The sequence below is a fragment of the Streptosporangium sp. NPDC023615 genome, assembly GCF_040640155.1.
Classification (GTDB): domain Bacteria; phylum Actinomycetota; class Actinomycetes; order Streptosporangiales; family Streptosporangiaceae; genus Streptosporangium.
Genome location: NZ_JBFABE010000041.1, coordinates 19,481 through 38,941, shown reverse-complemented (window position 1 = coordinate 38,941; position 19,461 = coordinate 19,481). Strand labels below are relative to the sequence as shown.

At 73.2% G+C, this 19,461-nt stretch carries 17 protein-coding genes; 12 read left to right on the top strand and 5 right to left on the bottom strand.

What is annotated here, in order from left to right; translation table 11 throughout:
* The first annotated feature begins 89 nt into the window (after nucleotides 1-89).
* The 3 genes from AB0G16_RS25175 to AB0G16_RS25165 are packed head-to-tail and all read left to right on the top strand — an operon-like array spanning nucleotide 90 to nucleotide 3,309.
* A complete protein-coding gene (locus AB0G16_RS25175; RefSeq protein WP_362809574.1) occupies nucleotides 90-914 on the top strand; it encodes a hypothetical protein in 825 nt (274 codons plus the stop codon).
* Nucleotides 911-2,188 carry a M48 family metallopeptidase gene (locus AB0G16_RS25170; RefSeq protein WP_362809571.1) on the top strand — a complete coding sequence of 426 codons (1,278 nt, stop codon included), beginning with the start codon at nucleotides 911-913 and terminating at the stop codon, nucleotides 2,186-2,188. Before AB0G16_RS25175 ends, AB0G16_RS25170 begins: the two co-directional genes overlap by 4 nt.
* The gene (locus tag AB0G16_RS25165; RefSeq protein ID WP_362809568.1) at nucleotides 2,185-3,309 is read left to right on the top strand and encodes a glycosyltransferase family 4 protein; all 1,125 of its coding nucleotides are present in this window, start codon (nucleotides 2,185-2,187) and stop codon (nucleotides 3,307-3,309) included. The genes AB0G16_RS25170 and AB0G16_RS25165 overlap by 4 nt, the downstream gene beginning before the upstream one ends.
* Nucleotides 3,310-3,404: 95 nt before the next feature.
* Here the strand turns inward: AB0G16_RS25165 and AB0G16_RS25160 are convergent, their stop codons facing one another.
* The gene (locus tag AB0G16_RS25160; RefSeq protein ID WP_362809565.1) at nucleotides 3,405-5,198 is read right to left on the bottom strand and encodes an AMP-dependent synthetase/ligase; all 1,794 of its coding nucleotides are present in this window, start codon (nucleotides 5,196-5,198) and stop codon (nucleotides 3,405-3,407) included.
* Between the two features lie 207 nt (nucleotides 5,199-5,405).
* Between AB0G16_RS25160 and AB0G16_RS25155 the strand changes: the two genes are divergently transcribed.
* From AB0G16_RS25155 to AB0G16_RS25125, 7 genes are all read left to right on the top strand, one after another.
* Nucleotides 5,406-6,173 (top strand): metallophosphoesterase, encoded by a 768-nt coding sequence (locus AB0G16_RS25155; protein ID WP_362809563.1) that lies wholly within the window; start codon nucleotides 5,406-5,408, stop codon nucleotides 6,171-6,173.
* Between the two features lie 70 nt (nucleotides 6,174-6,243).
* Nucleotides 6,244-6,681 carry an SRPBCC family protein gene (locus AB0G16_RS25150; RefSeq protein ID WP_362809560.1) on the top strand — a complete coding sequence of 146 codons (438 nt, stop codon included), beginning with the start codon at nucleotides 6,244-6,246 and terminating at the stop codon, nucleotides 6,679-6,681.
* Between the two features lie 163 nt (nucleotides 6,682-6,844).
* A complete protein-coding gene (locus AB0G16_RS25145; protein WP_362809558.1) occupies nucleotides 6,845-8,017 on the top strand; it encodes an ArsA family ATPase in 1,173 nt (390 codons plus the stop codon).
* 175 nt (nucleotides 8,018-8,192) lie between these two features.
* Nucleotides 8,193-9,221 carry a hypothetical protein gene (locus tag AB0G16_RS25140; RefSeq protein WP_362809555.1) on the top strand — a complete coding sequence of 343 codons (1,029 nt, stop codon included), beginning with the start codon at nucleotides 8,193-8,195 and terminating at the stop codon, nucleotides 9,219-9,221.
* A gap of 26 nt (nucleotides 9,222-9,247) precedes the next feature.
* Nucleotides 9,248-10,189 (top strand): ROK family glucokinase, encoded by a 942-nt coding sequence (locus AB0G16_RS25135; RefSeq protein WP_362809550.1) that lies wholly within the window; start codon nucleotides 9,248-9,250, stop codon nucleotides 10,187-10,189.
* A 156-nt stretch (nucleotides 10,190-10,345) separates the two neighbouring features.
* Nucleotides 10,346-11,122: an endonuclease/exonuclease/phosphatase family protein gene (locus tag AB0G16_RS25130; protein WP_362809547.1), complete on the top strand. Its 777-nt coding sequence runs from the start codon at nucleotides 10,346-10,348 to the stop codon at nucleotides 11,120-11,122.
* 109 nt (nucleotides 11,123-11,231) lie between these two features.
* Complete coding sequence (locus tag AB0G16_RS25125) at nucleotides 11,232-12,359, top strand: hypothetical protein (RefSeq protein ID WP_362809543.1); 1,128 nt, start codon at nucleotides 11,232-11,234, stop codon at nucleotides 12,357-12,359.
* A gap of 127 nt (nucleotides 12,360-12,486) precedes the next feature.
* On the opposite strand, the gene AB0G16_RS25120 is transcribed toward AB0G16_RS25125, so the two are convergent.
* Together AB0G16_RS25120 and AB0G16_RS25115 are read right to left on the bottom strand one after the other, a co-directional pair.
* On the bottom strand, nucleotides 12,487-13,008 hold the full coding sequence (locus tag AB0G16_RS25120; RefSeq protein ID WP_362809540.1) for a hypothetical protein: 522 nt from the start codon (nucleotides 13,006-13,008) through the stop codon (nucleotides 12,487-12,489).
* A gap of 67 nt (nucleotides 13,009-13,075) precedes the next feature.
* On the bottom strand, nucleotides 13,076-13,840 hold the full coding sequence (locus AB0G16_RS25115) for an alpha/beta fold hydrolase (protein WP_362809537.1): 765 nt from the start codon (nucleotides 13,838-13,840) through the stop codon (nucleotides 13,076-13,078).
* 148 nt (nucleotides 13,841-13,988) lie between these two features.
* On the opposite strand from AB0G16_RS25115, the gene AB0G16_RS25110 reads away from it, so the two are divergent.
* Nucleotides 13,989-14,762, top strand: a complete 774-nt coding sequence (locus tag AB0G16_RS25110) for a lysophospholipid acyltransferase family protein (RefSeq protein ID WP_362809534.1) — start codon at nucleotides 13,989-13,991, stop codon at nucleotides 14,760-14,762.
* 37 nt (nucleotides 14,763-14,799) lie between these two features.
* Here AB0G16_RS25110 and AB0G16_RS25105 read toward each other — a convergent pair whose 3' ends face one another.
* Both AB0G16_RS25105 and AB0G16_RS25100 read right to left on the bottom strand, forming a co-directional pair.
* Nucleotides 14,800-15,807: a substrate-binding domain-containing protein gene (locus AB0G16_RS25105; RefSeq protein WP_362809531.1), complete on the bottom strand. Its 1,008-nt coding sequence runs from the start codon at nucleotides 15,805-15,807 to the stop codon at nucleotides 14,800-14,802.
* A 276-nt stretch (nucleotides 15,808-16,083) separates the two neighbouring features.
* Nucleotides 16,084-17,052 carry an acetylxylan esterase gene (locus AB0G16_RS25100; RefSeq protein WP_362809528.1) on the bottom strand — a complete coding sequence of 323 codons (969 nt, stop codon included), beginning with the start codon at nucleotides 17,050-17,052 and terminating at the stop codon, nucleotides 16,084-16,086.
* Nucleotides 17,053-17,374: 322 nt separating this feature from the next.
* Between AB0G16_RS25100 and AB0G16_RS25095 the strand changes: the two genes are divergently transcribed.
* A complete protein-coding gene (locus AB0G16_RS25095) occupies nucleotides 17,375-19,441 on the top strand; it encodes a bifunctional aldolase/short-chain dehydrogenase (RefSeq protein WP_362809525.1) in 2,067 nt (688 codons plus the stop codon).
* The last annotated feature ends 20 nt before the right edge of the window (nucleotides 19,442-19,461 follow it).

The following is a 19,461-nucleotide window of genomic DNA, read 5'->3' as shown; positions in this document are numbered from 1 at the left end:
AGCGGGTGCGCCGGCGTGCGACAGCGGTCCCGTCCCTCCGTCCAGGAGGGGCGGGACCGCTTCCGCGTGTTCGGCTACCATCGGCTCACATGTCCGTCCCGAACGGCTCCCCGCCGGGCGGATCCGTCCCGCGCGGACGCCGCGCCGTGCTCGCCGGGCTGCTGGCGCTGCTGGGCGCCGGTCCGCTCACCGGCTCGGGACCCCTCCCCGCCGACCTCCACGACCTCTGGCCGGACGGTACGACCGTCGTTCGGGGCCGGCACTCCACGGTGGCCGGCCACCGTGTCTCGCCCGCCGCCCTGCGGGACCTCGCCGCCAGGGCCGACCGGGCTCGCCGTACCGTCACGGCGATCTGGGGTCCGGTACGGGCACTGATCCTGTTCCCCGCCACCGACGCCGAGGCCGCGGCGATCGCCGGGACGCGGAGCACCCCCGCCCTCGCCTCCCTGGCCGCCCTGGCCACCGCGGACCGGGTGATCGTCGTGCCGTCCGGCTACGCCCGGCTCACCGAGGCCGGCAGGGACGTGGTGATCACGCACGAGCTCGCCCACGTGGCCACCGGCGCCACCCGCGGCGGCCGGGTGCCGATGTGGCTGTCGGAGGGCTTCGCGGACTACGCCGGGTACCGCGACGCGGGCATCCCCGTGCGGACCGCCGCCGCGGAACTGGCCGCCGAGGTGCGCGCCGGTGTCCTGCCCGCCCGCCTGCCCGGGACCGCGGACTTCGCCCCCGGCGCCGCGAGGCTCGCGCAGGCCTACGAGGAGGCGTGGCTCGCCTGCAGGTTCGTCGCGGAGCGCTTCGGGGAGAAGGCGCTGGTGAGGCTCTACGGTAGCGATGTCGGGAGCACGCTCGGCCTGTCGGCGGCCGGGTTCACCCGGGCCTGGCGCGACTACCTCCGGAGGGAACTGGGATGACGCTGAGCAGGACGGACGCGCCCTCGGGCACGCGGTCGGCCGGGTGGGCGCTGGCGGCGCTGGGCGCGGTCACCCTGGCGATCGTGGCGTTCACCACCCCCTGGCGGGCACTGCCGGCGGCGGCGCCCGCGGTCGCCCCCTCCCCGGAGCGGGACTTCACCGCCGAGCAGATCGCCCGATCCGAGGCGTTCGACGCGCTGGTCGGCGTCCCCGGCTACCTGTCGCTCGGCCTGACGCTGGTCGTGGCCGGAGTGCTGGTGGCCACCCCGCTGGGCGCCAGGCTCGCCGACCGGCTGCCGGGGCCCTGGTGGGCGCGCGTGCTGCTCGGCGTGCTGACGATCTCGGTGGCCACCGCGGCCCTGCGCTGGCCGCTGGGGATGTGGTCGGAGACCTACCTGCGCGAGTTCGGGCTGTCCACCCAGGAGTGGCCCGCGTGGGCGGCGGACCGGGCCAAGAGCGCGGGCGTCGGCACGGCGCTCACCGCGATCATGGTCCTGGCGGTGGTCGCGCTGGCGCGGCGCCACCGGCGCTGGTGGATCCCGGCGTCGGCCGGCGTGTTCGTGCTGACGCTGGGCGCGTCCTTCGCCTACCCGGTGCTCATCGAGCCGATCTTCAACGACTTCAGGTCGATGGAGGCCGGGCCGCTCCGCGACGACCTGCTGGTCATGGCCGCCCGGGACGGCGTCCCCGTGGAGGACGTGCTCGTCGCCGACGCCTCACGGCGGACCACCGCGCTCAACGCCTACGTCTCCGGGTTCGGCGCCACCCGCAGGATCGTCGTCTACGACACGCTGCTGCGGGCGCCCGCCGACGAGGTCGAGCTGGTGGTCGCGCACGAGCTGGGCCACGCCGAGGACGGCGACGTGCTCTGGGGCACGCTCGTCGGCGGCCTGGGCGCGGCGTGCGGGGCATGCCTGCTGTACGTGGTGGCCTCGGCGCCGGGCCTGCGGCGGCGGACCGGCGTGGGCACGCTCGGCGACCCGCGGGCGACGGGGCTGATCATGGGCCTGGTGAGCCTGGCCACGGTCCTGTCGGGACCCGTCCAGAACGTGGTGAGCAGGCACGTCGAGGCCCGCGCCGACGTGCACGCGCTGGACCTGACCCGGGACCCGGCGACGTTCGCCGCCATGCAGAGGCGCCTGGCCGCCACCAACATCTCGGACCTGTCGCCCGACCCCCTGGAGTACCTGCTCTACTCCTCGCACCCCACGGCGCCGCAGCGCATCGCCTCGGCGCGCTCCTGGGCCCGGCTGAACGCCCTGCCCGAGCCGTGAGCCGGACCCTGGTCGTCACCAACGACTTCCCGCCCCGCGCGGGAGGGATCCAGTCGTTCGTGCACGGCCTCGTCGCCCACCGCCCACCCGGCTCGGTCGTCGTGTACGCCCCCGCCTGGCCCGGCTGCGACGCCTTCGACCGAGAGCGGCCGTACCCGGTCGTGCGGCACTCCGGCTCGCTGATGCTGCCCTCGCCCGCGGTGGCCCGCCGGGCCGCCGCCCTGGTCTCCCGGTTCGGCTGCGACACCGTGGTCTTCGGGGCGGCGGCGCCGCTGGGCCTGCTCGCGCCGAGGATGCGCGAGGCCGGGGCCCGGCGCGTGGTCATGGTCACCCACGGCCACGAGGCGGGCTGGGCCGGGGTGCCGCTCGCCCGCCGGATGCTCGCCAGGATCGGCGCGGAGGCCGACGTGGTCACCTACCTGGGGGAGTACACCCGCAGGCGGCTGGCCGGGGTGTTCCCCGAGGACAGGCTGGTGCGGCTGGCGCCCGGCGTCGACACCCGGACGTTCCACCCGGGCGCCGGCCGGGGACGGGTCCGCGCGGCGCTGGGCCTGGGGGAGCGGCCGACGGTGGTCTGCCTGTCCAGGCTGGTGGCGCGCAAGGGCCAGGACACGCTCCTGCGGGCCTGGCCGGCGGTACTGCGGGACGTCCCCGACGCGGTGCTCCTGATCGTCGGCGGCGGCCCGTACCGCGGGACCCTGGAGCGGCTCGCCCGGCCGCTGGGCGGCTCGGTCCGGATCGTCGGGCCGGTGCCGGACTCCGCGCTGCCCGGCCATCTCGCCGCGGGCGACGTGTTCGCCATGCCGTGCCGCACCCGCCTGGGCGGCGTGGACGTCGAAGGGCTCGGCATCGTCTACCTGGAGGCCTCCGCCACCGGGCTGCCGGTGGTGGCGGGCTCCTCGGGGGGCGCCCCCGACGCCGTGCTGAACGGCGAGACCGGCGTGGTCGTCGACGGCACCCGCCCCGAGGAGGTCGCGGCGGCCCTGACCGGCCTGCTCAAGGACCCGGCCGGCGCGCGGGCCATGGGGGAGCGGGGACGCGAGTGGGTCGCGAGCGAGTGGAGCTGGGAGCGGACCGCGGCCCGCTTCGCCCGCCTGCTGGAGCCCGCGGAGGCTCCGTAGCCGTCGTCCCCGGCCCGTCCTGCCCCGGCCTGTCCCGGCCTGACCCCGGCCCGGCCCGCGCTCCGTCTGACGCGGCCCGCCCGACCCGCTCGGGGTTAGCCGTAGAGGGCGCTGACCCGGTCGGCGAAGTCGCGCATGACCAGGTTGCGCTTGACCTTCAGGGTCGGGGTGAGGTGCCCGCTCTCCTCGCTGATGTCGATGTCGAGGATGGTGAACTTCTTGATCTGCTCGGCCTTGGAGACCGTCCTGTTGGCGTCGTCCACGGCCTTCTGGACCTCGGCGACGATCGCCGGGTCGGAGCTGAGGGCGGCGAGGTCGGCGCCGGCCTTGCCGTTGGCCGTCTTCCACTGCTCCAGGGCCTCGGCGTCGAGCGTGACGAGCGCCGCGACGAACGGCCTGTCGTCGCCCACCACCATCGCCTGGCTGACCAGCGGGTGGGCGCGGATGCGGTCCTCCAGCGGGCCCGGGGCCACGTTCTTGCCCGCGGCGGTGACGATGAGCTCCTTCTTGCGGCCGGTGATGCTGAGGTATCCGTCCCCGTCGAGCTCGCCGATGTCGCCGGTGTGGAACCAGCCCGCCTCGTCGATCACCTCGGCGGTCGCCTCGTCGTTGTTCCAGTACCCGCCGAAGATGTGCCGGCCCTTGACCAGCACCTCGCCGTCCTCGCCGATGCCGATGACGACCCCGGGGAAGGGCTTGCCGACGGTGCCGATCTTGTTGGCCCCGGGGATGTTGACCGAGGACGGCGCGGAGGTCTCGGTGAGGCCCCAGCCCTCCAGGACCTCGATGCCCGCGCCGCGGAAGAAGTGGCCCAGCCGCTCCCCCAGGGCCGAGCCGCCGGACACCGCGGCCCGGAGCCTGCCGCCGGTGGCGGCGCGCAGCTTGCGGTAGACGAGCTTGTCGAACACCAGGTGCCGCAGGCGCAGGGCCACTCCGGCGCCGCCGGTGGACTCCGCCCTGCTCCAGGCGACGGCGGTCTCGGCCGCCGCGTGGAAGATCTTCCCCTTGCCCTCGGCGGTGGCCTTCTGCTCGGCCGAGTTGTAGACCTTCTCGAACACGCGCGGCACGCCCAGCAGGAAGGTGGGCCGGAAACCCTGCAGGTCGGGTCCGACGTTCTTCATGGTCGGGGTGTGCGCCAGCACCGTGCCCGTCTCGATCAGCACGACCTCGATGATGCGGGCGAAGACGTGCGCGAGGGGCAGGAAGAGCAGCGCCGACCTGCCCTCCACGGTGAAGAGGCGCTCCAGCGGGCCGCGGGCGACGTTCCTGGCGGTGAACAGCAGGTTGTCGTGCGTCAGCCGGCAGCCCTTGGGCCTGCCCGTGGTGCCCGAGGTGTAGACGACGGTGGCCAGGTCGCCGCCCTGGCGCGCGGCCCTGCGCTCGGCGAGCGTGCCGTCGGCGACCTCGGCGCCGCGCGCGGTGAGCTCCTCCAGCGCGCCGCCCTCGATGCGCCAGACGTCCTTGAGCCCCGGCAGCTCGGACGCGCCCTCGCGGACGGTCGCCTCGTGGTCGTCGAGCTCCACGAAGACGGCCCTGGCACCGCTGTCGGAGACGATCCAGGAGACCTGGTCGGCCGAGGAGGACTCGTAGATCGGTACGCTGACCGCGCCGGCGGACCAGATCGCGTAGTCGATGACGGTCCACTCGTAGCGGGTGCGCGACATCAGGGCGACCCGGTCGCCGGGCTCGACGCCGGCCGCGATCAGGCCCTTGGCCACCCCGGCCACCTGGTCGCGGAACTCCGCGGCGGTGACGGCGGACCAGTCCTCGCCGAGCTTGCGGCGCAGCGCGACGGCGCCCGGCTCCTCCTCGGCGCGACGGAACACCGTGTCGGTCAGGTTGGCGGATGAGGGGACATCCACCAGCACGGGGACGCTGTACTGGCGCACGGATCACTCCCGGAGACGCACGGATCGATGGGCTGCCTGGAAGTTATCGCGATAAGTTACGCACGGGTAAATTCGTCATCCAGGCGTTACCAACGGGAATTTCACCGTACCAAGCCCCGGGCCTCCCGGACGAGGGCCGCACCGCGTCCCACAACATGTGAGGTTTGTTACTTATATCGGCATTTATGGGTAGTTAGGATGGTCGACATGCGGGTTCATGTCGTCAGCGACGTGCACGGGAGAGCCGACGCGCTGGCCCGTGCCGGGGACGGCGCCGACGCGCTGATCTGCCTGGGCGACCTGATCCTCTTCGTCGACTACGAGGATCACTCCAAGGGCATCTTCGCCGAGCTCTTCGGGGCCGAGCGGGCGGCGGAGTTCATCGGGCTGCGGACGGCCAAGCGGTTCGACGAGGCGCGGGCGATGTCCTCGGAGCTGTGGGCGTCGCTGGAGGGCGACCCGCGCGAGCACATCGAGCGCTCCGTGCGGCGGCAGTACGGCGAGATCTTCGCCGCGATGCCGACCCCCGCCTACCTCACCTACGGCAACGTGGACCTGCCGCTGCTGTGGCCCGAGTACGTCCGCGAGGGCCACCGGGTGCTCGACGGCGAGACCGCCGAGATCGGCGGTCTGCGCTTCGGCTTCGTCGGAGGCGGCCTGCGCACGCGCTACCGGACCCCGTACGAGATCGACGACGAGGAGTACGCCCGCAAGGTGGAGGCCGTCGGCGAGGTGGACGTGCTCTGCTGCCACATCCCCCCGGCCGTCCCCGAGCTGCTCTACGACGTGGTGGCCCGGCGCTTCGAACGGGGCAGCGAGGCCACCCTGGAGGCGATCAGGCGCACCCAGCCGCGCTACGCGCTCTTCGGCCACGTGCACCAGCCGCTCGCCGCCCGCACGCGCATCGGCAGGACCGAGTGCCTCAACGTCGGGCACTTCCGCGGCCGGGGGGTCCCGTTCGTCCTGGAGTGGTAGGCGCGCCCGGCACGACGTCCCGGCACGGCGAGGACGTACACGGACGATCGTGAGGCAGTACGCTCGGCCCATGGCTGATCGCACCACCTCCAGCATCACGATCGGCGCGGACCGGTCGACCGTCATGGCGGTCATCGCCGACTTCCCCTCCTACCCCGAGTGGGCGGGCCAGGTGAAGGCCGCCAGGGTCCTGTCCGAGGGGGCGGACGGGCGGCCGGAGACGGTCCGCTTCGTCCTCGACGCGGGCGTCATAAACGACGAGTACACGCTCCGCTACACCTGGCACGGCGACGAGTCCGTCGACTGGGTCATCGCCGAGGCGGGGAAGATGGTCTCCGGGCTCACCGGGAGCTACCGTCTCGCCGAGGTGGGCGGCGGCACCGAGGTGACCTACGAGCTCGCCGTCGACCTCAAGGTCCCGATGATCGGCATGATCAAGCGGAAGGCCGAGAAGGTCATCATCGACACCGCCCTGAAGGGGCTGAAGAAGCGCGTCGAGACGTCATGACGGGCCCGGCCGCCGGACGCGACCCCGCACCGAAGGGTCCGAAGGACCCGCGGGGCCCGCGAGGCTCACGGGCGGTGCGGGCGTCGCGCGCCACGCGCCGGGGCCCCGCGCCTGTGCCGGCCGCGTCCCGCGGACGCGGTCCGGTGCCGTTCCGGGAGGCGTCGTGAGCCGGATCCTGCTCTTCACCGGCAAGGGCGGGGTCGGCAAGACGACTGCCGCCGCGGCCACGGCCACGCTGGCCGCCCGGTCCGGCCTCAAGACGCTGGTGGTCTCCACCGACACCGCCCACTCGCTGGCCGACGCCCTCGGCGTGCGGGTCGGCGGCGAGCCCACCGAGATCGCGCCGGGTCTCTCCCTGCACCAGGTCGACACCCAGCGGGCGCTGGAGCGCCAGTGGGGCGAGCTGCGCGACTACGCCAGGGGCCTGTTCGCCGAGCTCGGCCTCGACGAGGTCACCGCCGAGGAGATCACGGTCCTGCCCGGCGCCGAGGAGGTCATCGCGCTGCTGGAGCTGCGCGAGCAGGCGCGCACCGGGCTGTGGGACGTCATCGTCATCGACTGCGCCCCGACCGCCGAGACGCTCCGGTTGCTCGCCCTGCCCGAGGCCCTCGACTGGCACGTGAACCGGCTGCTGCCCGTCGGCAGGCGGCTGCTGCGCACGCTCTCCCCGCTGGTCCGCCACCTGGCCCAGGTCAGCGTGCCCGAGGACCACGTGATCGGCGCCGGGGAGCGGCTCCACCGGGGCCTGATGGAGGTGCGCGAGCTGCTCACCGGGTCCGGCGCGAGCGTCCGGCTGGTGCTCACCCCCGAGGCCGTCGTGCTGGCCGAGGCCCGCCGCACCCTCACCTCCCTCAGCCTGTACGGCTACCGGGTCGACGCGGTGATCGCCAACCGGGTCTTCCCCTCCGAGGGGGCCGACCCGTGGCGGCGGCGGTGGGTGGACGCCCAGGCCCGCCACCTGGCCGAGGTGGAGGAGTCCTTCGCGCCGCTGCCCGTGCGGATCGTCCCCTACCTGGAGGCCGAGCCGGTGGGCCTCGACGCCCTCGCCCGCGTGGCCGAGGCCATGTACGGCGAGAGCGACCCCTTCGCCCCGCCCACCGTCGACGCCCCACTGCGGATCACCGCCGAGGGCGAGCTGATCCTGGCCCTGCCGCTCGCGGACAAGGAGGACGTGGATCTGTCGCGCAAGGGCGACGAGCTGATCGTCAACGCCGGGTCCTACCGCCGGGTCCTGGCCCTTCCCGCCGCACTGGCCCGCAGGCCGGTACGCGACGCCGCGCTCCGAGATGGCTTTCTCCGGGTACGGTTCGAGTCGGGAGGGCCTGATGACCGATAACACGAATGACGAAGAGAAGACCCCTACGTCACGTACGCCCGGTAAGCCGAGCACGTCCGGTAAGCCGCGTACCCCGAGCAAGCCGCGCGCGCCCCGGAAGGCGGGGAAGACCGCCGCGTCCGCGGGACAGGAGACCGGTACGACCGGAGCCTCCGAGTCCGGAGCCTCCGCGTCCGTGACGCCGGTCTCCGGGACTCCGAGTCCCGGAACGCCGAGTCCCGGAACGCCCGGTTCCGAAGCGAGCGGAGATGACACCGCGCGGGCCGGGAGCGCCGGGCGGCCCGGGAAGGGTACCCGCCGGTCCGCCGGCACGAAGAAGACCGAGAGCGCGAAGAAGACCGACGGCACCGAGCAGACCGCGAGCGCGAAGCAGACCGCGAGCGCGAAGCAGGCCGGGAAGCCGGAAAAGGCCGAGAAGCCGGAAAAGGCCGAGAGCGCGAAGCGGGCCCCGAGTGCCGCGCGGGCCGAGGACCCCGCCCCGGTCACGGAGACCGCGCGGGACGAGCGGGCCGGCAAGGACGCCGGAGAGGCCGGGAGCGCCGCACGTGACGCGCGCGCCGAGTGGTTCGAGCGTGTCGAGCGGGCCCGGCGTGAGGAGCGGTCCGCGCAGATCCCGTGGACCTGGCCCGGCCGTCGCACCGACCGTCCGGAGCCGGAGGAGCGGGCCGGGAGCGACGAGCAGGTCCGTGCCGCCCGCGCCCGGGACGAGCGTGCCCGGGACGAGCGTGCCCGGGACGAGCGGAGCCGGGACGAGCGCGTCCGTGCCGCGGGAGCCGCGGAGGAGCGCGCCGGCGACGGCGGCAAGGACCCGCTGGGCGCCGCCACCGAAGAGGCGTTCAAGCTCTTCGAGAACCTGCAGCAGAAGGCCGCCAGGGAACTGCGCAAGAATCTGATCAAGGGCACCATGACCGGGCTCGGCGGCGCCTTCTCCGGGGGCGGCCGGGGCAGGGAGCGCGACGTGTGGGAGGAGGCGGTCTCCGATCACGAGGAGTACATCTGCCGAGCCTGCCCGGTCTGCCGGGCCATGGCGGCGCAGCGCGAGTCCGGAGGGGGAGCGGTCACCGACCACCTCCTGCAGGCCGGGACCGAGCTGTTCGCCGCCTTCAAGTCGGCCGTCGACGGGATCGGCAAGCCCGCGTCCGGAGATCGGGCACGGGAGCGCGAACGCGAGGAAACCCCCGTGGAGCACATCGACCTGGGGTGAGCCCAGGGGGAGAGGATGAACGGACAATGGCGCTGACCATCGGCGTGGACATCGGCGGTACGAAGGTCGCGGCGGGAGTCGTCGACGAGGACGGCCAGATCGTCGCGAAACTGCTGCGACCCACCCCGGCAGACAATCCGGACCAGGTCGCCCACACGATCGGTGAGGCGATCCTGGAACTCGCCGAGGGCCGGGAGATCGAGGCCGTCGGCCTCGGGGCCGCCGGATTCGTCGACGAGACCCGGTCCATCGTCCGGTTCGCCCCCAACCTCGCCTGGCGCGAGGAGCCCCTGCAGAAGAAGGTCTCCGACATGGTCGGCCTTCCGGTGGTCGTGGAGAACGACGCCAACGCGATGGCGTGGGGCGAGGCGAGGTTCGGCGCCGGCCGCGGCGAGACGCACCTGGTGTGCGTGACCGTCGGCACCGGCATCGGCGGCGGCCTCGTGTTCGAGGGCTCGCTCTACCGGGGCCGCTGGGGCATGGGCGCCGAGCTGGGCCACATGCAGGTGGTCCCCGAGGGGCGCCGGTGCGGGTGCGGCAACCTCGGCTGCTGGGAGCAGTACGCCAGCGGCAGCGCCCTGGTCAACGAGGCCAGGAGGATCGCCGAGACCGACCCCGGCCGGGCCACCACGCTCCTGAAGATCGCCGGAACCCCCGAGGAGATCGAGGGCCAGGAGATCACCGACGCGGCCAGGCAGGGCGACCCGGCCGCGCTGGCCGCGTTCGCCTCGATCGGTCAGTGGCTCGGCCAGGGCATGGCCGATCTCGCGGCCGTCCTCGACCCTGGGTGCTTCATCCTCGGCGGCGGCGTCTCACGTGCCGCGGACCTGTGGATCGACGAGGCGCGGGAGTCGTTCGCCACCCGTCTGAGCGGCCGGGGACACCGCCCCCTGGCCGACATCCGCCCCGCCGAGCTCGGCGCCGCGGCGGGCCTGGTGGGCGCCGCGGACCTGGCCCGCAGGCGCTGACCGGTCCGCGGACGCCGCCCTGGTCCGCGGGCGCCGACGGGAGCACTCCGCCGGACGGAGGGTGAATTTCCACGTCCGCGTCATACGCGGGTATGGGTGCGCCTCGCAGGGGTACCCGTCGTGAGGCCGTGAGGTCGCGGCGGGTCCTGAGGTGAGGTGACCGTGGTGCTGAGGATCGCCAGCTACAACGTGCGTTCCATGAAGGACGACCAGGCGGCGCTGGAGCGGGTGGTGTCCGCGCTCGGCGCCGACGTGCTCTGCGTGCAGGAGGCGCCCCGGTTCCTGTTCTGGCGCCGCAAGCGCAGGCGGCTGGCCGCCTTCGGCGGGCTGACCGTGGCCGCCGGGCGCCGCAGGGGTGGGGTCGCCGTGCTGACCGGCCCGAAGGTGCGCCTGCTGCACGGGGAGGGCCGCCTGCTGGAGTCCTTCTTCCCGCTGGAGCGGCGCGCCGTCGCCATCGCCGTGGTGGAGGCGGAGGGACAGCGGGTCGCGGTCGGCTCCATCCACCTGGACCTCGACGAGAAGGCCCGCATGCGGCACGCGGCCGAGGCGTTCGCCGTCGTGCAGGAGGTGGCCGACCGGTTCGACGCGCTGCCGGTGCTGGCCGGGGACATCAACGAGCAGTCCGGCCGGCCGAGCTGGGATCACCTCGCCGAGCGGCTGACCGACTGCTACCCGGTCTCACCCAAGGGCGACGGCTTCACCTTCCCGGCCAGGAACCCGCACAAGCGGATCGACGCGATCTTCGCGAGGGAGGGCCTGACCGTGCTCTCCTGCGGCGGGGTCGATGCCGACCCCGCGGACCTGGCCGCCGCCACCGACCACCTGCCGGTGATCGCCGACCTGGACCGCCCGCCCCCCGGCACCGCGCGGGAACAGGGCTCCTCCGGCGGGAACGGGCCGGGCGCGCAGGGGAATCCTCCCGGCGGACGGTAGGAGAGCGGGCGGGAAAGGGCGGGACCGGACCGGCCGGCTGACCGCCGGTCGCCGGTCAACTGCCGGGACCGGCACGCGGAGGGGCGGCGCGCCCCGTACCATTTGAAGCATGACCCGTCGCCTTCCGCGGCGTGCGCTGGTTGTCTGCGCGGGAGGCCTGCTCCTGCTGTCCTCGCACACGTTCCCGGTACACGCCGATCCCGTCAGCCCGCCCGAGGCAGGAGCCTGGCAGGCTCCGGTCAGCGCGGGCCTGAGCAGTGACGGATCACTCTCGGACGTGGTGGGCCTCTCGGCCACCAGTGTGTGGGCCGTGGGCCAGCAGAGCGTCTGGGACATCTCGCAGAGCCGGGGGGCGATCACCCACTGGGACGGCTCGTCCTGGAACGAGGTCGGCATCCGCAACGACCCGACCGGCGCCGGGCTGCTCCGCTCGGTCGCCGCGGCCTCGGCCACCGAGCTGTGGGCCGTGGGCGAGGGGCACGACGGCCTGCCGTACCTGGCCAGGGGCGACGGCGCGACCTTCGACAGGGTCACCCTCGACCGGCTGCACGCGGGCGACTGGCTGGGCGGCGTGGCGGCCGTCCCCGGCCGGATGGTGGCCGTCGGCCGCCGCGACCGGCTGCCGCTGATCGTGACCGGCACCGCCTCGAAGTGGAGACTCACCCGGTTGCCCGACCGCGGGACCCTCTACGGCGTGGCGCTGTCGGGCAAGAGCGACGGGTGGGCGGTCGGTGACGCCGCCGGCAGGCCGCTCGTGATGCGGCAGTCCGGCGGGCGCTGGAAGCCCTTCGCGACCCCCGACATTCCCGGCGGCTACCTGCGGGACATCCACCTGGACGGGCCGAAACGGGCGCTGGCGATCGGCGGCGTCCAGCGCAGGACCGGGGGGACCGTCCCGCTGGTCCTGTCGTGGAACGGCAAGAAGTGGTCCCGGGTCCCCCTCCCCGATGGCGACGTCCGCCTGTACGGGGTGACCGGCGACCGCAAGGGGCACTTCTGGATGTCCGGGGTGGACCTGGAACGGCCGCGCGAGGCCTTCCTGCTCCGCTACGACGGGCACCGGGTCAAGACGCTGCGCGGCCCCGAGAGCGCCGTTCCCCGGACGGTCAGGCTCCAGGCCGCGTCCTACCTTCCCGGCACCGGGACCGTGTGGACCGTCGGCCACGTGGTCGACGCCTCCGGCAAGTACACCGACGTGATCGAGCGGTTCGCCAATCCGGAGCGCGCCAAGTCGTGACCCGCCGGGCGACCGCGACCACCGGTGATCGTGACCGGCCGGCGGCGCCGATCCGCCGCGCGTCGTGACCGGCCGGCGGCCGCGGCCCGGCGGCCGCCGCTACCCGCCGGGCCGCCCCCGGACCACCTCAGACGACCGCGCCGTCGTCCCAGCCGTCGTTGGGCGGTCCGTCGCCCATGCGGACCACCAGGGCCACGAACCCACCGATGAACGCCGCGACCGCGGCGAAGAGCATCCAGCCCTGCAGGTTCCAGTTGAGGGCGGCGCTGAGCAGCAGGTACGCGGGACCGCCGAACAGGGCCGTCCAAGCGATCTTGGTGGTGGCGTCGGTCCTGGGCAGCGGGGGAGGGGGCGGGGGCACGTAGTGGCCCTCCTCGTCCTCGCCGGCGGCGTCCTCACGGCCGGGGTCCTCGTCGGCGGAGTCCTCCGCGCCGGGGGGCTCACCCGATCTGTCCAGGAGGTCACCGGGCGGGTCGTCCTCGCGAAGGAGGTCCTCCTCGTCCGACTGTTTGACCACCCGCCGCGGAGGCTCGGCGGGCAGGTTCTCGCTGTCCGGCCACGGCTGATCCGCCGAGTCGTGCTCGGCGGTGTCGTTGAAGGACGCGACGATCTGACGCCAGACCTCGTCCTCATCGCTTTGAGGTGTCACTTAGCTTGGCCCGTTGTTCATCGGCCGATCACTTTCTCCCGGAGACCGCGCCATCCCCCGCTCACGATCAGTCTCTCTGCAAGGGTACAGACGCGTTCGTCGTGATGAACTCCAGGCTCCCCGCAAAGATCCGATCCGCATCGTTGTCGAGCGTCGCGACGTGATAGCTGTCGGAGAGCTCCACCACATCCAGATTCCCTCCGGTCAGCCTCTCCCGCAGAATACGCACACTCTCCGGTTTCACAACATGATCCTGGGGACTATGAAAAATCAGGACAGGTTGCGTGACCTTGTGCAGTTCCGACCGGGTCAGCGTCCAGAGCCCGAGCAGGCTGGCCGCGGCCTTGACGGGGGTGCGCGAGTACCCGAGTTCGGTCGCCCCCTCCTTCTTGATGTCCCCGGCGACACCCGGCACGGAGTTCACGAAGAACTTGAGCACGGGCGACAGCCGCAGCAGCGGCACGTCGTTGACCACCGACGGGTTGACGACCACCACCCCCTTGATCCCGTCGCCGTGCACCTCGGCGAGACGCAGCGCCATGCAGCCCCCCAGGGACAGCCCCATGACGAAGACCTCGTCGCACCGGCCGCGCAGGTCGGCCAGGGACTTGTCCAGCTCGGCGTACCAGTCCTCCCAGCGGGTGCGGTTCATCTCCTGCCAGGTCGTGCCGTGGCCGGGCAGCCGCGGCAGCGCCACCGTCATGCCGGCCGCCGCCAGGTACTCGCCCCAGGGGCGGAGCGACTGCGGGGAACCGGTGAATCCGTGGCAGAGCAGGACGCCGATCCGTCCTCCCGCATGGTGGTACGCCTCCGCACCGGGCATGACTGGCATCCGTGGCTCCTTGTGAGGTTCGCCCGATCGTCGCACGACTGGGACGTGTTTTGCGAGAGGGCGTTTTGGGCGGTTCGGTGGGGTAGGTGGGCGCGATCGGAAGTGGGAGGATAACTCAGGTCCCGCCTGCAACCGAAGGGAGCCTCGAGTGTTGTACTGGGTGGTGAAGGCCATCGTCGGGCCCCTGCTCCATCTGATCTTCCGTCCATGGGCGGAGGGCGTGGACAACGTGCCGAGAGAGGGCCCGGTGATCCTCGCCGGTAACCACCTGTCGTTCGCCGACCACTTCTTCGGCGCGCTCTTCCTCCGGCGCAAGGTGATCTCCCTCGGCAAGTCCGACTACTTCACCGGCAGCGGGTTCAAGGGCCTGATGAGCAGGGCCTTCTTCAGCGGCGTCGGCACCGTTCCGATCGACCGCTCCGGTGGCAAGGCCAGCGAGGCGGCGCTGCGCACGGGCAAGCGCATCCTGGCCGAGGGCCAGGTGCTCGGTATCTACCCCGAGGGCACCCGCTCTCACGACGGCCGCCTCTACAAGGGCAAGACCGGCGTGGCCCGGCTGGCCCTGGAGTCACGGGTGCCGGTCATCCCGTGGGCGATGGTCAACACCTTCGAGACGATGCCGCCCGGGAGCGTCCTGCCCAAGCTGGGCCTCCGCCCGGGGGTGAAGTTCGGCAGGCCGCTCGACTTCTCCCGCTACCACGGGATGGAGGAGGACCGCCTGGTGCTGCGCGCCGTCACCGACGAGATCATGTACGCGCTGATGGAGCTCTCCGGCCAGGAGTACGTCGACCAGTACGCCGCGAGCGCCAAGGCCGAGGCCGCCCGCGCGGCCAAGGAGGCCAGGGAGATCGCGAAGAAGGAGGCCAGGGAGGCCGCGAAGAAGGAGGCCAAGGAGGCCAGGGAGGCCCGCAGGCGCGGCTGAGGGGCCGGACCGGAGGGGGCGGGGCGGGCCCGGGGGGTCAGCGTGTCGACTCGCGGACGATCAGCTCCGGCTGGAACGTGACCTGCTGGTGGGCGTGGGAGTCGGGGTTGTCGCACTCGTCCAGCAGCAGGTCGGTGGCGACCCGGCCGAGCCGGTGGGTCGGCTGCCGGATCGAGCTCAGCGACACCGCCGACGCCGAGGCGAAGTCGATGTCGTCGTAGCCGATGAGGCGGACGTCCCCGGGGACCCGCACTCCCGCCTGGAGCAGCCCGCGCAGCATGCCGAGGGCCATCAGGTCGTTGGCGCAGAACACGGCGTCGGGCAGCCGCCCCTCGGCGATCAGCTTCTCCGCCGCCTGCTGTCCCGACCTGGCGTTCATCGCGCTCATCTCGATCTCCTCCAGCGCCTCCGCGGGGTCGCGGCCCGCCGCGGCCAGCGCCTGCTCGGCGCCGATCAGGCGGTCGGCGCACTGGCGGACGGCGAGGGGGCCGGTGACGTAGGCGATCCGTGCGGGGCCGGCCTCCAGCAGGTGGGCGACCGCCATCGATCCGCCGACGACGTCGTTGACCGCCACCGAGCACTGGTCGGCGCGCTCGGCGGGGTGGTCCACCAGGACCACGTTGATGCCGCGCTGCTTGAGCTGCCCGAGCCCGGTCAGGTCCGGCCCGGAGGGGGTGATGAGCACGCCACGGACCCGCTGCTCGGCGAAGACCAGCAGGTTGCGCTCCTCCTTGAGGCGGTCGCCGGAGGAGTTGCCCAGGATCACCGCGTACCCGCGCTCGCTGGCGACCTCCTCGACCCCCGCGGCCACGTCGGTGAAGAACGGGTTGCCGATGTCGATGACGGAGAGGCCGACGGTGCGGCTGTGCCCGGCGCGCAGGCTGGAGGCCGAGCCGTGCCGGACGAAACCGAGCTCGCGGATGGCCGTCTCGACCCGCGACCGGGTGGAGGCCGCCACCTTCTCCGGACGGTTGAGCACGTTGGAGACGGTCCCCGGGGACACTCCGGCCCGCGCCGCGACTTCCTTGATGCTCACCGAACTCATGAGCACTCATTAAAACGTAACAACCTTGTCGACGCCACTGAAGATGGTATCGCGGGCCCGCCTGCGCCTTTTTCGTAAAACGTTTTTATGACAAAGAGGAGCCTGCGCGCGCATTCCGGCGCCCGCCCGCCGCGACGGGCACGGGCCGACGGGCACGGGCGGGGCGGGCGGGCGCACACGGACGGGCACGGGCGGGTGGACGCGGGCGAGGCGGACGGGTGCGGACGGGCACGGGCGGGGCGGACGGGTGCGGGCGGGACCGGAGCGGCCCGCGGCTCAGCCCGCCAAGAGCTTCCCGGCGGTCCGGAGGTGTTCGGCGACCTGCTGGGACTCGCCTCCCTCGTGACCGTTGAAGGCCCACACCCGGATGTCCTTGGGGCCCGCGTAGTGGTTGTAGGCGGCGTAGACCGTGGAGGCCGGGGTGACGCCGTCGCGCAGGCCGACCGAGAAGAGCGCCGGGGTGGTGTTGCGGGCCGCGAAGTTCACCCCGTCGAAGTGGTCGAGGGTGGCGAAGACCTCCTCGACCCGGTGCCGGTGGCTCTTGAGGAACCTGCCGAGCTCGCCGTACGGGTCCTCGTCGGTGATCTCGGCGGCGCGCCGGATGTGGGACATGAACGGTACGTCGATGAAGGCGAACAGCAGGTCGTCGACCAGCGCGCTCACCGCCATCGCCAGGGCGCCGCCCTGGCTGCCGCCGGAGACGACGACGCGGGAGGCGTCCACCAGCGGGTGGGAGCGGGCGGCCTCGACCGCCCGGACCCCGTCGGTGTACAGGCGCCGGTAGTAGTAGTCGTCGGGGGAGGACACGCCCTGGGTGAGCTTGCCGCTGACCTGCGGCCCGGTCCCGCCCACCGGGTCGGCGGTGTCGCCGCTCCGCCAGCCGCCGCCCTGCCCCCGGGAGTCCATGACCAGGACCGCCCATCCGGCCACGGGCCAGGTGAGCCAGTCGTGCGGCAGGCCGCGGCCGCCGTTGTAGCCGATGTACTGCACCACGCAGGGCAGCGGCTCGGCGGCCGTGGCGGGCACCAGCAGCCAGCCCTTGATCTCGTGACCGCCGAACCCGGCGAAGCGGACGTCGAAGCAGCGCACCAGGGACAGGTCCGTCCCGATCTCGGTGAAGACGGCGTCCAGCTCGTGCTCGCGGGTCTCGGCCAGCGTCCTGGCCCAGAAGGCGTCGAACCCGTCCGGTTCGCGGCGCTCGGGCCGGTACTCCCTGAGCTGGTCCAGCGGCATGTCGACGAACAAGGCATCTCCCCGGATCGGATCGGCGCGCGGCGGCCGGAGGCGAGGCCGGCCGTCGCCCGATGGTGGCCGGCCGGCGATCGCCGGCGGCCGGTCGACGGTCACCGGCCGGCGGGTGAGGACCGGCGGCCGGTAACCACCGTAGGGCGCCGCCCCCGCACGTGTCAGCGCGGGGACGGATGGTAAAAACGTATCAATTCGGAAATCCCGTCCGGTGGCGTTGACAGTGCCGGGCGTGCCGCGTAGCTTCGTCATCGTTATTAAAACGTTTTTAGCCCCTGCTCGCGGCGGTGTACCCGTGTTCCGGCCCGCCGCCGGACGGGCGGTGGGCACAGAGTGGGGAGATGCCATGACGTCGCCGGTTGAGGAGCTCCTGCAGCGGTCGCACGCGCTGGGGGCCGACCCGCGGAACACGAACTTCGCGGGCGGGAACACCTCGGCCAAGGGGGCGGTGACCGACCCGGTGACCGGGGAGCCCGCCGAGGTCATGTGGGTGAAGGGCTCCGGGGGGGACCTGGGCACGCTGACCGAGCGAGGCCTCGCGGTGCTCCGGCTGGACCGGCTGCGGGCGCTGACCGGGGTGTACCCGGGGGTCGAACGCGAGGACGAGATGGTCGCGGCCTTCGGCTTCTGCGCCTTCGGCCCCGGAGGCGCGGCCCCGTCGATCGACACCGCGATGCACGGCCTGGTCGACGCAGCGCACGTGGACCACCTGCACCCGGACGCCGGCATCGCGATCGCCACCGCCGCCGACGGCGAGGACCTGACCACGCGGATCTTCGGCGAGCGGGTCGTGTGGGTGCCCTGGCGGCGTCCCGGCTTCCAGCTCGGCCTGGACATCGCGCGGATCAAGGCGGACAACCCCGCCGCGATCGGCTGCGTCCTGGGCGGGCACGGCATCACCGCCTGGGGCGACACCTCGGCCGCGTGCGAGGCCAACTCGCTGGAGATCATCCGTACCGCGGAGGCGTACATCGCCGAGCACGGACGCGCCGAGCCGTTCGGGCCGGTGCTCGAAGGCCACGAGCCGCTGGAGGCGGCGGCGCGGGCCGAGCGGGCGGCGGCGCTCTTCCCGGTGATCCGCGGCCTGGTCTCGACGGACGCCCCGCAGGTCGGCCACCACACCGCCGGCGACGAGGTGCTGGACTTCCTGTCGCGCGAGCGCCATCCCGCCCTGGCGGCGCTGGGCACCTCCTGCCCCGACCACTTCCTGCGCACCAAGGTGGCCCCGCTGGTGGTGGACCTGCCCCCCACCGCGCCCCTGGAGGACGTGGTCGCCCGGCTGCGGGAGCTGCACGCCGCCTACCGCGAGCAGTACGCGGCCTACTACCGGCGGCACGCGAGCGAGGACTCGCCCGCGATGCGCGGGGCCGACCCGGCGATCGTGCTCGTGCCCGGGGTCGGCATGTTCTCCTTCGGCAGGGACAAGCAGACCGCGCGGGTGGCCGGGGAGTTCTACGTCAACGCGATCAACGTGATGCGCGGCGCCGAGGCGCTCTCCTCGTACGCGCCGATCGAGGAGGGCGAGAAGTTCCGGATCGAGTACTGGGAGCTGGAGGAGGCCAAGCTGCGCCGGATGCCCCCGGCCAGGCCGCTGGCGACCCGGGTGGCGCTGGTGACCGGCGGAGGTTCCGGCATCGGCGCGGCGACCGCGCGCAGGCTGGCCGCCGAGGGGGCCTGCGTGGTGGTGGCCGACCGCGACCTGGACGCCGCCCGCGCGGTGGCCGGGGAGCTGGGCGCGGGGGCGTACCGGCCCGAGGACGTCGCGGTCGCGGTGCGGGTGGACGTCACCGACGAGGAGCAGGTGGGCGCCGCGCTCCGGGAGGCCGTGCTGGCGTTCGGCGGGGTGGACCTGGTGGTCAACAACGCCGGGCTGTCACTGTCGCGCTCGCTGCTGGAGACCACGGTGGCCGACTGGGACCTGCAGCACGACGTGATGGCCAGGGGCTCGTTCCTGGTCTCCCGGGAGAGCGCCCGCGTGATGATCGCCCAGGGGATGGGCGGGGAGATCGTGTACATCTCCTCGAAGAACGCGGTGTTCGCCGGGCCCAACAACGTCGCCTACGGCGCGGCCAAGGCCGACCAGGCCCACCAGGTGCGGCTGCTCGCGGCCGAGCTGGGCGGGTACGGCATCCGGGTCAACGGGATCAACCCCGACGGGGTGGTGCGCGGCTCGGGCATCTTCGCCTCCGGCTGGGGCGCCAACCGGGCCGCGGTCTACGGGGTGGAGGAGGAGAAGCTGGGCGAGTTCTACGCGCAGCGCACCCTCCTCAAGCGCGAGGTGCTGCCCGAGCACGTGGCCGGCGCGGTCTTCCAGCTCACCCAGCTCACCCAGACCACCGGCCTGCACGTCCCGGTCGACGCGGGCGTGGCCGCCGCCTTCCTGCGCTGACCGGGTCCGCCCTTCCAGAC

What these genes read in the sequence shown, in the direction of transcription:
- AB0G16_RS25175 (WP_362809574.1), top strand. Translation starts at nt 90, where the DNA reads ATGTCCGTCCCGAACGGCTCCCCGCCGGGCGGATCCGTCCCGCGCGGA.
- AB0G16_RS25170 (WP_362809571.1), top strand. Translation starts at nt 911, where the DNA reads ATGACGCTGAGCAGGACGGACGCGCCCTCGGGCACGCGGTCGGCCGGG.
- AB0G16_RS25155 (WP_362809563.1), top strand. Translation starts at nt 5,406, where the DNA reads ATGCGGGTTCATGTCGTCAGCGACGTGCACGGGAGAGCCGACGCGCTG.
- AB0G16_RS25150 (WP_362809560.1), top strand. Translation starts at nt 6,244, where the DNA reads ATGGCTGATCGCACCACCTCCAGCATCACGATCGGCGCGGACCGGTCG.
- AB0G16_RS25135 (WP_362809550.1), top strand. Translation starts at nt 9,248, where the DNA reads ATGGCGCTGACCATCGGCGTGGACATCGGCGGTACGAAGGTCGCGGCG.
- AB0G16_RS25125 (WP_362809543.1), top strand. Translation starts at nt 11,232, where the DNA reads ATGACCCGTCGCCTTCCGCGGCGTGCGCTGGTTGTCTGCGCGGGAGGC.
- AB0G16_RS25115 (WP_362809537.1), bottom strand. Translation starts at nt 13,840, where the DNA reads ATGCCAGTCATGCCCGGTGCGGAGGCGTACCACCATGCGGGAGGACGG.
- AB0G16_RS25105 (WP_362809531.1), bottom strand. Translation starts at nt 15,807, where the DNA reads ATGAGTTCGGTGAGCATCAAGGAAGTCGCGGCGCGGGCCGGAGTGTCC.